Below are 13604 nucleotides of genomic sequence, written 5' to 3'. Positions count from 1 at the left end.
ATGGTCTATTTTTATTATATCATAAAAAATTGGCTTTCTAGTCAAATATGTTATAATAGGAGTAACATAGAGGGGTGTAAGAAGATGTATATTGAAATGATTGATGAAACAGGGCAGGTTTCTGCTCAAATGCAGGAGCAGATTACGGAATTGCTCCAGTTTGCTGCCGAAAAAATTGGCAAGCAAAATAAGGAAATGGCTGTGACCTTTGTGGATAATAAACGTGTCCATGAGGTTAACTTGGAGTACCGAGGCATCGACCGTCCTACAGATGTCGTTAGTCTAGAGTATAAGCCAGAGTCGGAGATTGTTTTTGATGAGGAAGACTTACTGGACAATCCTGAATTGGCTGAGATGATGGAAGATTTCGATGCCTATATTGGTGAATTGTATATTTCTATCGATAAAGCGCGTGAGCAAGCTGAAGATTACGGACACAGCTACGAGCGCGAAATGGGCTTTTTAGCTGTACACGGTTTTCTGCATATTAATGGCTATGATCATTATACGCCAGAAGAAGAGGCAGAAATGTTTGGTTTACAAGAAGAAATTTTGACGGCCTATGGACTTACAAGAGAATAATTCAAAAAATCGCTGGAAGAACCGAGAACTGATTGCTAGTCTAGAATTTGCAGTAACAGGTTTAGTGACGGCTTTCAAGGAAGAACGCAATATGAAGAAGCACCTGGCATCAGCTGTCCTAGTTGTACTTGCGGGATTGATTTTCCAAGTATCTGTGACAGAATGGCTCTTCCTCTTGCTTAGCATCAGTCTGGTTATCGCTTTTGAAATTGTGAATTCGGCTATTGAGAATGTGGTGGATTTGGCGTCAGACTATCATTTTTCCATGTTGGCAAAGAATGCAAAAGATATGGCAGCAGGGGCAGTCTTGTTTGTGTCAGGATTTGCCTTGTTGACAGGTTTGATTATCTTTGTGCCGAAAATTTGGGACTTTATTTTTTAGAATATAAGGAGAATACATGACATTTAAGTCAGGTTTTGTGGCGATTTTAGGTCGTCCAAACGTTGGGAAATCAACCTTTCTCAACTATGTAATGGGGCAAAAAATTGCCATTATGAGCGATAAGGCTCAAACAACCCGTAACAAGATTATGGGAATTTATACGACAGAAGAAGAGCAGATTGTCTTCATTGACACACCAGGAATCCACAAGCCTAAGACGGCTTTGGGGGATTTCATGGTGGAGTCTGCTTATAGCACCCTTCGTGAAGTGGATACGGTCCTCTTTATGGTGCCAGCCGATGAAAAACGAGGCAAGGGTGACGACATGATTATGGAACGCCTCAAACAAGCCAAGGTTCCAGTTATTCTCGTTGTTAACAAGATTGATAAGGTTCATCCAGACCAACTTTTGGAACAGATTGATGATTTCCGTCAACAGATGGACTTCAAGGAAATTGTGCCTATTTCTGCTACCCAAGGGAACAATGTCAATCGCCTCATGGAAATTCTCAAGGAAAATCTGGACGAAGGTTTCCAATATTTCCCTGCGGACCAAATCACTGACCACCCAGAACGTTTCTTGGTATCTGAGATGATTCGGGAGAAGGTTCTACACCTGACTCGTGAGGAAATTCCGCACTCTGTGGCCGTTGTCATCGAGTCCATGAAACGTGATGAATTTACCGACAAGGTCCATATCCGAGCGACGATTATGGTAGAGCGTGATAGCCAGAAAGGCATCATCATCGGCAAGCAAGGGGCTATGCTCAAGAAAATTGGCTCCATGGCCCGTCGCGATATCGAATTGATGTTGGGCGACAAAGTCTTCCTCGAAACCTGGGTCAAGGTCAAGAAAAACTGGCGTGACAAAAAACTCGACCTCGCCGATTTTGGTTATAATGAGAAAGAGTATTAAAAACGTCCGGGGGACGTTTTTAACCCGAGCTTGAAAATGGGAAAGCGAGGAAGGTTCGGGGAGTGAAACAGTCTGGAATAGACTGTTTCAGCTGGTCACCTAGAAATAGTTAGCAGAAAAGCCGAAAGGCTTTTACTGCGTTATAGAGAAATCTTTAAATTAGTAAATAAGATAGGAAAGCCGATTAGGTGTTTCCTTGAACTCGCCTAGGCCAATGTGAAAATCTTAATCGAGACCTAGGTGCCACTGCACCGTTGGTCAGGTACTTATTTGCTTTGTAATTTTGTTAGAAAGGACGAGTGTTTGCGTACTTGAACCCGAGCTAAAAGCTCGGAAAATAGATAGAGCTCCTTGTATGCAAGCCACACAGCGTCGCTCTCCTAATTTTCAGTCGCTTTTTACGCTCTTGGTATCGTACATTGCCCGAATTGCCTGAAGTTGAGACGGTTCGTCGAGGTTTGAATCGATTGGTAAAGGGAAAGGTCATCGCCGAGGTGGAGGTGACATATGCTCCCATGATTAAGACTGGTGTGGATGAGTTCTGTCAGGACTTGCTTGGTCAGGAGATTTTAGATGTGGCTCGTCGGGGTAAGTATCTCTTGATTTACCTGACGGATCATGTCCTTATTTCCCACTTGCGGATGGAAGGTAAGTACAATTTCTTTCCTGATCAGGTGCCTGCTAACAAGCATTTTCATGCCTTTTTCACCTTTACGGACGATTCAATCTTGGTTTATCAGGATGTCCGCAAGTTTGGCACAATGGAACTGCTGGGCAAGGCAGATGTGGATGCCTATTTTATCAGTCGAAAAATTGGTCCTGAGCCGACGGAGGCGGATTTTGACTTAAAAGAATTTGCAGTCAAGTTAGCCAAGTCGAAAAAGCCCATAAAAGCTCATCTCTTGGACCAGTCCTTAGTGGCTGGTTTGGGCAATATATATGTCGATGAAGTCTTGTTCAGAGCTCAAGTCCACCCTGCTCAAGTCAGTTGTCAGTTAGCAGCAGAGCAGGTAACTAGCCTCCGTCAAGCCACCATAGCAGTTTTACAACTGGGAATCGAAAAAGGTGGCTCAACCATTCGGACCTATAAAAATGCCTTGGGCATGGATGGGACCATGCAGGATTATTTACAAGTTTACGGAAAGACAGGACAGGCCTGTCCCCGTTGCCAGACGGAGATTGTCAAAATCCAGTTGGGCGGACGGGGGACACATTTCTGTCCCAAGTGTCAGGTGAAAAATGGCTAAAGTTATCGGTCTAACAGGGGGCATTGCCTCTGGAAAATCAACCGTTACAGCTTTTCTGAGAGAACAAGGCTATCCAGTCATTGATGCGGATGCGGTTGTCCATGAATTGCAGGCTAAGGGTGGTAAGCTCTATCAGGTTTTGCTGAAAGAGTTTGGTCAAGACATCTTGTCGGCAGATGGAAATTTAGACAGGGTCAAGCTGGGGCAGGCTGTTTTTGCGGATAGTAAATTGCGGGCTCGCCTGTCTGACCTGCAGGACCAAATTATCAGGCAGGAGCTGTTAAACAGAAGGGATGCCCTTAAGCAGACGGAGCAAGTTGTTTTCATGGATATTCCCCTGCTCTACGAGGCGGATTATAGCGGGGAAGTAGATGAAGTCTGGCTGGTTTATGTCGATAGAGCGCAGCAGTTGGAACGGCTCATGAAACGCAATAGTTTATCTGTTCAAGATGCAGAAAATCGTCTGGCTGCTCAGCTTTCTTTAGAGGAAAAACGGGGCAAAGCCCAAGTGGTGATTGATAATAGGGGAGCAGTAGAGGCAACCTTGATGCAGGTGGCCAAAGGTTTGGAGGAAATGAAGGATGGACGACGGTAGTCGATATTGGCAGCAGAATCTGAAGGTGGCTTGGCTAGGGAATTTTTTAGCTGGAGCTAGTTTTACCTTGGTCATGCCCTTTATCTCGGTCTTCGTGGAGGAGCTGGGAGTGGGAGCTGGTCAGGTGGAATACTATGCTGGCTTGGCGGTTTCGGCCAATGCCTTTGCGGCGGCAGTGATGGCTCCTATCTGGGGCAGTTTGGCAGACCGCTACGGTCGCAAGCCCATGATGGTGCGGGCGGCTTTTGCCATGATTTTTACCATGGGAGGAATGGCCTTTGTGCCTAATGTCTTTTGGTTGATAGTCTTGCGGGTCTTGAACGGTGTCTTTACAGGTTACATTCCCAATGCGACGGCCTTGATTGCTAGTCAGGTGCCAAAGGACAAAACAGGCTATGCTCTGGGGACCTTGTCAACAGGGGCAGTAGCGGGAAACTTGATTGGGCCAACGCTAGGCGGTATTCTGGCGGAGATGGTTGGTGTCCACAATGTCTTTCTGCTGGTTGGTCTGCTCTATGCTCTGGTGGTTGTACTGACAGTATTCTATATTCGTGAAGATTTTGTCCCTGTCAAAAAAGGTGATGCTATGTCCGTTCAAGAGGTCTTTGGTCAGGTCAAGGACAAGCAGATGTTGGTAGGGCTATTTATAACTTCCATGATTATCATTGCGGCTGCTCAGGCAGTGGTGCCGATTTTGACTCTTTATGTACGGCATCTGGGTCAGACGGACAACCTGCTCTTTGTTGCTGGTTTTATCATTTCCCTGCCTGGAATGGCCTCATTAGTGACTTCTGGCTATCTGGGGAAATTAGGGGATAGATTTGGTAATCATAGGCTCTTATTGATGGCTTTGACCTATAGCCTGATCATCAATGTTCTTTGTGTATTTGCTCAAAATCCTTTTCAGCTTGGACTTTTACGTTTCCTATATGGCTTTGGAACAGGAGCCCTATTGCCGTCTGTCAATTCGCTCTTGACCAAGCTGACGCCCAAGGAAGGTATTTCTAGAATCTTTTCCTATAACCAACTATTTAATAATCTTGGTTCTGTTGTGGGGCCAATGATGGGGTCAGCGGTGGCTGCTCAACTGGGCTATGACTGGGTATTTTACTTATCTAGTGGTCTGGTCTTGTTCAATTTACTCTGGTCCTTGACCAATTTTAGAAATTACTTGAAAGTAAGGGATGTTTCGTGAGAGTTAAAATCAATTTGCAGTGTTCAGAATGTGGGAGTAAAAACTATCTGACCAGTAAGAATGCCAAGACCCATCCAGATAAGATTGAGGTTTTGAAATACTGTCCAAAAGAGAGAAAAGTAACCCTTCACCTTGAAACCAAATAGGTTTTGTGGTATAATATGCTAAGTTATTGTAGAAAGTGAAATCATATGTATCAACTATTATTAACCATTCTTTTGATTTTATCTGTTATTTTGATTGCGGTGATTTTTATCCAACCAGCTAAGAACCAATCTAGCAACGTCTTTGATTCAACGAGCGGAGCCTTGTTTGAGCGTACTAAGGCGCGTGGTTTTGAGGCTGTGATGCAACGTATTACGGCTATTCTGATTTTCCTATGGATGTTGGATGCGCTAGCACTTGTTATCATTTCAAGTAAATAGATAAATCAGACTGGGACTAGTTCTTGGTCTATTTTTTTAGGAGTAGGCCAGAACTGTGAAATGTAAAAATAGTGGCGACGGTTGAAAGTTGAAATTGGGAAATGCAGACATGCAGTTTCTTCTCTTGTCTAACTAATAAAAGAAAAACTAAGCAACATTAAGAGAAATGGGAGTGGGAAAGAACTCTACCATTCATAGAAGAGTTCGACAACAAGTCCTTGTTTCCAGTTGTTGAGCTGAAACAGTCTATCCCCAGACTGTTTCACTCCCACCTCCGCACAGCTCAAAAGGTTCGGTGAACCTTTTGAGGTTGGAAATAGAGCGAACTTTGTTCGCAACAGCCGTAATGGTCAGATTTGGAGTGTAAAATACGAATTGCTGAGATTTACTTCGCAAATCTTATCTCCAACCTTTAACAGTCCACTGGACTGTTAAAGCCAATCAACCACTGCGCTGAGATATTGACACTAACTTTGAGGAGCGGTGCTAGGCTTGAGCTCAGCATCTTGGTAAACATTAAAATGAAAAACGATATTATTAACTATATTAAAGAAGTTGGTCCTGTGACCATGGATCAGCTGGCAGATCAGTTTGGAGCCAGTTCTGCTAAGAGCTTTACAGACTTGGTCAAGCTGGTTTCTAGCATGGAAGGTAGCCGTCAGATTGTCTTTGACAATGCGGGTCGAATTGCTCTGCCAGTTCCAAAAGTGTCCAAAAACAAGGTAACCTTACAGGGTATTTTTCGTGCCCACAAGTCAGGTTTTGGCTTTGTGACCGTTGATGAAGAAGAAGATGACCTCTTTGTCAGCCGTGACGATGTTAACTTTGCTATCGAAGGTGACCGAGTGGAAGTGGCCATTAAGAAAGTGGCGGACAGACTCAAGGGGACAGCTGCGGAAGCGGAAGTCATTGATATTTTGGAACATAGCCTGAAAACAGCGGTGGGCTTAATTGTTTTTGACGAAGACAAGCCAGAATATGCAGGCTACATCAAGTCTAAAAACCAGAAAATCGCTCAGAAGATTTATATCAAGAAGTCACCTCTGGTATTGACCGGAACGGAAATCCTAAAAGTTGATATCGAAGCTTATCCCAATAAGAAACGGGACCACTTTGTTGCGACCATTCGGGACGTAGTGGGCCACAAGGACGATGTGGGAATCGATGTCTTGGAAGTTTTGGAATCCATGGACATCGTGTCGGAATTCCCTGATGAAGTCTTGGCAGAGGCTAATCGTGTACCAGAAAGTCCGTCTGAGAAAGACTTTGAAGGACGCTTGGACCTGCGAGATGAGATCATCTTTACTATCGACGGTGCAGATGCCAAGGACTTGGATGATGCGGTTCATATCAAGCAGCTCAAGAACGGCAATCTGGAACTGGGTGTCCATATCGCCGATGTCAGCTACTATGTGACGGAAGGCTCAGCCTTGGACCAGGAAGCTGTCAAGCGTGGGACTTCTGTCTATGTGACCGATCGTGTGGTACCAATGCTGCCAGAACGCCTGTCAAACGGTATCTGTTCCCTTAATCCAAATGTGGATCGCCTGACCCAGTCGGCTATTATGGAAATTGACCGCAAGGGCAAGGTAGTCAAGCACTGGATTGGCCAGACGGTCATCAAAACCACCTTCCGCATGACCTATTCCGATGTCAATGACATGATTGCAGGTAACAAGGAAAAGCTGGACAAATACAAGGCAATCGTGCCAAGTGTTGAGCTCATGGTCAAACTCCATGAGACGCTAGAAGCCATGCGCTATAAGCGTGGGGCTCTCAACTTTGATACAGCTGAAGCCAAAATCATCGTCAACAAGGATGGTCTGCCAGTCGATATTCAACTGCGCCAGCGAGGTATTGCCGAGCGGATGATTGAGTCCTTCATGCTGGCTGCCAACGAGTGCGTTGCTGAGCATTTTGCTAAGTTGGACCTGCCTTTCATCTATCGTATCCACGAGGAGCCCAAGTCAGACAAGTTACAGAAGTTCATCGACTATGCGACCAGCTTTGGTCTGACGGTCTATGGAACGGCCAGCTCTATCAGCCAGGACGCCCTTCAGGATCTCATGGAGCGGGTCAAGGATGAACCCTATGCGGATGTCCTCAACATGATGTTGCTGCGTTCTATGCAGCAGGCACGCTACTCGGAGCACAACCACGGCCACTACGGTCTGGGTGCAGAGTTCTACACCCATTTCACCAGCCCTATCCGCCGTTATCCCGATTTGCTGGTTCACCGCATGGTGCGGGACTATGGTCACAATCCTGCGGAAAAAGCAGAGCATTTTGAGCAGGTTATACCTGAGCTTGCCAAGTCTTCGTCCAGTTTAGAACGCCGTGCCATTGAGGCAGAGCGGGAAGTCGAAGCCATGAAGAAGGCAGAGTTCATGCAAGAATTTGTCGGGCAAGAGTTTGATGGTGTCGTGTCTAGCGTAGTCAAGTTTGGTCTTTTTGTCGAGTTACCAAATACGGTTGAAGGTCTGATCCACATCACCAACCTCAACGAATACTACCAGTTCCACGAGCGAACTCTGACCTTGCAGGGTGAGAAATCTGGTCGGGTCTTCCGTGTTGGTCAGCCAATTCGTATCAAGCTAACGCGGGCGGACAAGATGACAGGGGAGATTGATTTTGCCCACGTGCCGTCCGAGCTGGATATTGTGGAAAAAGCTCTGAAAGCCAAGAGGAGAACTGCTAGTCACTCCAACCGTGACCGTGATGATCGGTCAGGGCGAGGACGGGGCAAGCACCACAAACAAGAAGCCGCTGGTCGCGACAGCAAACATCACAAGTCTGGAAAAGACCACAAGTCAAAAAGTGGCAAAAAAGACAAGAAAAAGAAACTATTTTACAAAGAAATGGCTAAAAAGAACAAGAAGAAAAGGAGATAGGCATGGCCAAGGGTGAGGGCAATGTGATTGCACAGAATAAAAAAGCCCGCCACGACTATACCATTGTCGATACAGTGGAGGCGGGGATGGTCCTGACGGGGACGGAGATTAAGTCTATTCGTGCGGGGCGGATTAACCTTAAGGATGGCTTTGCCCAAATCAAGCAGGGCGAGGCTTGGTTGGTCAATGTTCATATCGCTCCCTATGATGAGGGCAATATCTGGAACCAGGAGCCAACGCGGACCCGCAAGTTGCTCTTGCGGAAGAAGCAGATCGAATCTCTGGGCAATGAGGTCAAAGGGACAGGGATGACTCTGGTGCCCCTCAAGGTCTATATCAAGGACGGCTTTGCCAAGGTCTTGATTGGGCTTGCCAAAGGGAAGCACGACTACGACAAACGAGAGTCCATCAAACGCCGTGAGCAAGACCGTGACATCAAACGAACCATGAAGGCTATCAATAGTCGATAGACTGGGAGAAATCCTGGTCTTTTTTGTGATAGGAAAACAAATACCCCAGGCAGTTTCGAGACTATCTGGGGCTTATTATTTATCTTAATCCACCGTCACCATTGCTTTAATGGTTTTACGGTTGGCCATGTCTTTGTAGGCTTGGTCAATATTGTCTAGGCTGTAAGTTTGGGTGAAAACTCGACCTGGGTTGATGTCGCCTTTGAGAACAGCATCGAGCAAAATTTCCTTATCATAGGTTGTGACAGAAGCAGAGCCACCACCGATAATGATATTTTGAGCAAAGGTTGAGCCAAGGGCATGGTTGTTGTAGTGTGGCACACCGACAAAGCCGATTCGACCACCATTGTGAAGGACGCCGATGGCTTGGTCAATAGAAGCTTCTGTTCCGACACATTCGAGGGCGGCATCCGCTCCGCCACCTAGGATTTCACGGACCTTGGCAATGCCTTCCTCGCCCCGTTCTGCTACGATGGCAGTAGCCCCTGATTCCAGAGCCATTTGCTGGCGGTCTGCATGGCGGCTCATCATGACAATCTGAGAAGCTCCGCGCATTTTTGCAGCAATGACAGCACATTGTCCCACTGCTCCGTCACCGATGACAACCACCTTATCGCCAGGTTTGACATCTGCTACTCGAGCTGCGTGGTAGCCAGTTGGCATGACATCTGCCAAGGTCAAGAGGGATTTAATCATCCCTTCTGAATAATCAATCGGCTGACCAGGCACCTTAATCAAGGCCCAATTCCCGTAGTGGAAACGGATGTATTGTGACTGGTAATTATTACCAAAGTTTTGTGCACCAGGGTGGTTGTCACAGGTACCGTCGAAACCAGCACGGCAGGCATCACAGTGTCCGCAACCGTGTGTAAAGGGTACAATTACGAAATCACCAGGAATAAGGGTGGTGATGTCCTCACCGACTTCCTCTACAATCCCGATTGCCTCATGACCAGAGTTGGTGTCACCATGTTCATGTGGTACATTTTCATCATAACGCCAAAGGTCCGACCCACAGACACAGGCACGAACGACCTTGATAATGACATCATCTTTGGCTTGAAGTCTTGGTTTTTCGATTTCTGCAAGGGTCATCTTGCCGGATTTTTCATATATTGCTGCTTTCATATTTACTATACACTTACATTTACAAGGAAATGTCCTTTCTGATTGATATAAAATATTATACACCTTGGAGTTCACTTTAAGTCAAGAAAAAAATCAATTTGAATTCCAATTTTCTTTGTGATAGACTAGAAACACGTTTTAAGTTTTGTAGACGAAAAGGAGAGATAATGACAGTTTTAGTTCCTTACAAACGCATGCCTATTTGGAATCAGGAGACGGTTCCCCAGCACTTTTTGACCAAGCACAATACCAAGGTAGGTACTTGGGCCAAAATCAAGGTCTTGAAGGGCCAGCTCAAGTTTGAGCCGATTTCTGATGACAATGAGATTTTGGGAGAATTTGTCTATGGTCCAACAGATGAGATTCCCTTTGTTGAGCCACAGGCTTGGCATAGGGTGACCCTGTTGACAGAAGATACGGAGTTTTTCTTGGAATTTTTCTGTCAACCAGAAGACTATTTTGCCAAAAAGTACGACTACACACGGACGCATTCGGAGGTCTTGGAGGCCTTGAAAATCATCGAGCCTTGTAAGGTCTTGGACTTGGGTTGCGGTCATGGTCGTAACAGTCTTTACTTGGCTCAGCAGGGTTTTGAGGTGACGGCAGTTGATAAGCATGTGCCGAGTATCCAGACACTTCTGCAGGTCAAGGAAGCTGAAGATTTGGATTTGCAGGCTGGGACCTATGACATCAACTCAGCCAGTCTGGAGCAGGACTACAACTGGATTATCTCAACTGTGGTCTTCATGTTCTTGGAGCGTGACCGTGTACCCGCCATTATCCAAAATATGCAGGAACGAACAAGACCGAGTGGTTATAACTTAATTGTAGCAGCCATGGATACGGAAGATGCCCCTTGTCCTATGAATTTCTCCTTTACCTTTGGAGCAGGGGAGTTGAAGGAATACTATCGTGACTGGGAATTGGTCAAGTACAATGAAGATTTTGGTCAACTTCATAAGCGTGATGAGAATGGTAATTTCCTTAAGATGCGATTTGCGACCATGTTAGCAAGAAAGAAGTAGAGGGCAATCTCTCTTTTTTCAAAACAAATTCGTTTACAAATGTAGTCAGGTTTTGTATAATATGATTACAAACGTAGTCAAAAGGAGTGTTATCATGCAAAAAGAAAGTATTCGTATAGCAGGCATGACCTGTGCCTCTTGTGCTCTGACAGTGGAGAAAGCTATCGGGAAATTGGAAGGAGTAGAAGAAGCCAGCGTCAATCTGGCAACTGAAAAATTGAGTGTCAGTTTTGATGAAAATGTCTTGAGCCTGAGCGACATTGCTCAAGCAGTTGAAAAGGCAGGTTATGGTTTGGTTCGCAATCTTATCACAGAAACCTATGCCATTGAAGGCATGACCTGTGCTTCCTGTGCTATGACGATAGAAAAGGCGCTAGGGAAACTGGCTGGTGTAGAAGAAGTGGCTGTTAATCTTGCGACAGAAAAGGCCAGTATCACCTATGACAAGGACCGCTTGAATGCGGCTGCAATTTTGTCTGCTGTTGAGCAGGCTGGCTACAAGGCTATCAAGCCAGAAGTAAAGAGTCAGGAAAAGGTGGCAGACAGGCAGGATGAGAAAATTGCCAGCCTCTGGACTCGTTTTATCTGGTCAGTAGTTTTCACCCTCCCCTTACTTTATATTGCTATGGGTCCCATGGTTAACTTGCCCCTGCCCCAGTGGTTACATGAACCTATGGTGTTTGCCTTGGCTCAGTTTATCCTGATTTTACCAGTGGTTTATCTTGGAAGAAGCTTCTTTACCAAGGGCTTTCAGACCCTGCTAGCAGGTCATCCCAATATGGACTCCCTGATTGCCATTGGTACCAGCTCTGCTATTGCCCAAGGCCTTATCATGATTGCCTTAATCGCCCAAGACGAGGTAGTGATGTCCCATGGTGGGCACCCAGAGCTCTACTTCGAGTCGGGGGCGGTTATCTTGACTCTGATTACCCTAGGCAAGTATCTGGAGGCCGTGTCCAAGGGGAGAACGTCAGAGGCCATTAAGCACCTCATGGACTTGGCACCCAAGACGGCTCAGGTCCTGCGTAATGGACAGGAAGTGCAGGTGGCCTTAGAAGATGTGGTTGTGGGTGATATTGTCATCGTCCGACCGGGTGAAAAAATTGCGGTGGACGGTGTTGTAGTTGAGGGGCAATCGACTGTCGATGAGTCCATGTTGACAGGTGAAAGTCTGCCCGTCAGCAAGTCTGTCGGAGATCAGGTGGTCGGTGCCTCCCTCAATAAGACCGGTGCCTTTCGCTTCCAGGCAACCCGTGTGGGTCAGGACACCAGTCTGGCTCAGATTATCCAGTTGGTTGAGGCAGCACAGGGCTCTAAGGCCCCCATTGCCAAGCTGGCCGATCAGGTGTCGGCGGTCTTTGTGCCCATTGTCATGGGGCTTGCGGTCCTCTCAGGCCTAGCTTGGTTGCTCTTGGGGCAACATTCCTGGATTTTCTCTCTGTCCATCACCATTTCGGTCTTGGTCATCGCCTGTCCTTGTGCACTGGGCCTAGCGACCCCAACGGCAATCATGGTCGGTACGGGCAAGGGGGCGGAGAACGGCGTCCTCTTCAAGTCCGGTCAAGCCTTGGAAATCCTGCCCAAGATTGAGGTCATGGTCTTTGATAAGACAGGCACCATCACCCAAGGTCAGCCGCAGGTGACAGACCTGATTTCCTTCTCGGATCGGACAGAGCAGGAACTACTCCAGCTGGCAGCCAGCAGCGAGCAGAATTCAGAGCACCCTCTGGGTCAGGCCATTCTGGATGCGGCCAAGCAGGCAGATTTGGAGCTCTTGCCGACGACCAACTTCCAGGCCCATGCTGGTCGAGGCTTGTCGGTGACAATAGCAGAGCAGACCATTTTCTTTGGCAATGCCAAGCTAATGGTGGAGGCAGGTGTGGATACTACACTTGCCAGCCAGCAGGCAGAGCGATTAGCCAGTCAAGGCAAAACTCCTATGTATCTAGCAGGAGCAGGACAGCTTCTGGCACTTATCGCCGTAGCTGACACGGTAAAACCCACCAGTCGTCAAGCCATCGCCAAACTGCGTCAGCAAGGAGTGGAAGTGGTCATGCTGACAGGCGATAACGAGAAAACTGCTCAGGCTATTGCACAAGAAGTCGGCATTGACCGCGTGATTAGCGATGTCCTGCCAGAAGACAAGGCCCGTCAGGTCCAAATCTTGCAGGCAGAAGGCAAGCGAGTGGCCATGGTCGGAGACGGCATTAATGACGCACCTGCTTTGGCACAGGCAGATTTGGGTCTAGCCATTGGCTCTGGTACCGATGTGGCTATCGAGTCCGCAGATGTGGTCTTGATGAGGAGTGACTTGTTAGACGTGCCGCGAGCCCTCACGCTCAGCCGAGCAACCATGCGCACCATTAAACAAAATCTCTTCTGGGCCTTTGCCTACAATGTATTGGGCATTCCAGTTGCCATGGGGATTCTTCATTTATTTGGCGGTCCCCTGCTCAATCCCATGCTAGCAGGAGCAGCTATGAGCCTGAGCTCAGTCTCCGTCCTCTTAAACGCTCTGCGATTGAAAAGGGTGAAAATAGACTAAAAATATCAGTCAAAAAACTGGTATTTTTTTACATAAACGCTTACAATAGATATATTAAGTGCAAGGGAGATATATAGGCTCTTTGTCAACTGTAGTGGGTAGATGAAAAGCTAACACCTAGAGAGGACGAAGTTCGTTCTCTCTTTCTTTATGTTCAAAGCAATCAAAATACGTTTTTTAAAATTTTCAAAGTTCCTGAAACC

13 protein-coding genes are annotated in these 13604 nt (G+C 46.7%); 12 read left to right on the top strand and 1 reads right to left on the bottom strand.

Features of this window, described 5'->3' with window-relative positions:
* Window positions 1-84: 84 nt before the first annotated feature.
* The 10 genes from ybeY to smpB all read left to right on the top strand — a co-directional run bounded on the left by ybeY (window position 85) and on the right by smpB (window position 8703).
* Complete coding sequence (gene ybeY, locus NF418_RS07970; protein ID WP_002935749.1) at window positions 85-582, top strand: rRNA maturation RNase YbeY; 498 nt, start codon at window positions 85-87, stop codon at window positions 580-582.
* Window positions 563-964: a diacylglycerol kinase family protein gene (locus tag NF418_RS07965; protein ID WP_256779136.1), complete on the top strand. Its 402-nt coding sequence runs from the start codon at window positions 563-565 to the stop codon at window positions 962-964. The genes ybeY and NF418_RS07965 overlap by 20 nt, the downstream gene beginning before the upstream one ends.
* A 16-nt stretch (window positions 965-980) precedes the next feature.
* The gene (era, locus tag NF418_RS07960; protein ID WP_002935752.1) at window positions 981-1880 is read left to right on the top strand and encodes a GTPase Era; all 900 of its coding nucleotides are present in this window, start codon (window positions 981-983) and stop codon (window positions 1878-1880) included.
* A 419-nt stretch (window positions 1881-2299) separates the two neighbouring features.
* Window positions 2300-3127, top strand: coding sequence for a DNA-formamidopyrimidine glycosylase (gene mutM, locus NF418_RS07955; RefSeq protein ID WP_256779135.1), 828 nt, complete (start codon window positions 2300-2302; stop codon window positions 3125-3127).
* Complete coding sequence (coaE, locus tag NF418_RS07950) at window positions 3120-3722, top strand: dephospho-CoA kinase (RefSeq protein ID WP_256779133.1); 603 nt, start codon at window positions 3120-3122, stop codon at window positions 3720-3722. The genes mutM and coaE overlap by 8 nt, the downstream gene beginning before the upstream one ends.
* Window positions 3709-4917 carry a multidrug efflux MFS transporter gene (locus NF418_RS07945; RefSeq protein ID WP_256779132.1) on the top strand — a complete coding sequence of 403 codons (1209 nt, stop codon included), beginning with the start codon at window positions 3709-3711 and terminating at the stop codon, window positions 4915-4917. The genes coaE and NF418_RS07945 overlap by 14 nt, the downstream gene beginning before the upstream one ends.
* Window positions 4914-5063 (top strand): 50S ribosomal protein L33, encoded by a 150-nt coding sequence (rpmG, locus tag NF418_RS07940; RefSeq protein WP_012775228.1) that lies wholly within the window; start codon window positions 4914-4916, stop codon window positions 5061-5063. Before NF418_RS07945 ends, rpmG begins: the two co-directional genes overlap by 4 nt.
* Window positions 5064-5108: 45 nt before the next feature.
* Window positions 5109-5342 carry a preprotein translocase subunit SecG gene (secG, locus tag NF418_RS07935; protein WP_029943597.1) on the top strand — a complete coding sequence of 78 codons (234 nt, stop codon included), beginning with the start codon at window positions 5109-5111 and terminating at the stop codon, window positions 5340-5342.
* A gap of 521 nt (window positions 5343-5863) precedes the next feature.
* Window positions 5864-8233 carry a ribonuclease R gene (gene rnr / locus NF418_RS07930; protein WP_256779130.1) on the top strand — a complete coding sequence of 790 codons (2370 nt, stop codon included), beginning with the start codon at window positions 5864-5866 and terminating at the stop codon, window positions 8231-8233.
* 2 nt (window positions 8234-8235) lie between these two features.
* Entirely contained in the window at window positions 8236-8703 is a 468-nt protein-coding gene (gene smpB / locus NF418_RS07925; RefSeq protein WP_002935771.1) for an SsrA-binding protein SmpB, read from the top strand.
* Window positions 8704-8787: 84 nt separating this feature from the next.
* On the opposite strand, the gene NF418_RS07920 is transcribed toward smpB, so the two are convergent.
* Window positions 8788-9831, bottom strand: coding sequence for a zinc-binding dehydrogenase (locus NF418_RS07920; protein ID WP_256779129.1), 1044 nt, complete (start codon window positions 9829-9831; stop codon window positions 8788-8790).
* A 167-nt stretch (window positions 9832-9998) separates the two neighbouring features.
* On the opposite strand from NF418_RS07920, the gene tehB reads away from it, so the two are divergent.
* Window positions 9999-10856, top strand: a complete 858-nt coding sequence (gene tehB, locus NF418_RS07915) for an SAM-dependent methyltransferase TehB (protein WP_256779128.1) — start codon at window positions 9999-10001, stop codon at window positions 10854-10856.
* A 94-nt stretch (window positions 10857-10950) separates the two neighbouring features.
* Window positions 10951-13401, top strand: coding sequence for a heavy metal translocating P-type ATPase (locus tag NF418_RS07910; protein ID WP_256779127.1), 2451 nt, complete (start codon window positions 10951-10953; stop codon window positions 13399-13401).
* The last annotated feature ends 203 nt before the right edge of the window (window positions 13402-13604 follow it).

It is taken from the genome of Streptococcus suis, assembly GCF_024509555.1.
GTDB lineage: Bacteria > Bacillota > Bacilli > Lactobacillales > Streptococcaceae > Streptococcus > Streptococcus suis_AD.
This window is presented reverse-complemented; position numbering and strand designations above follow the sequence as displayed.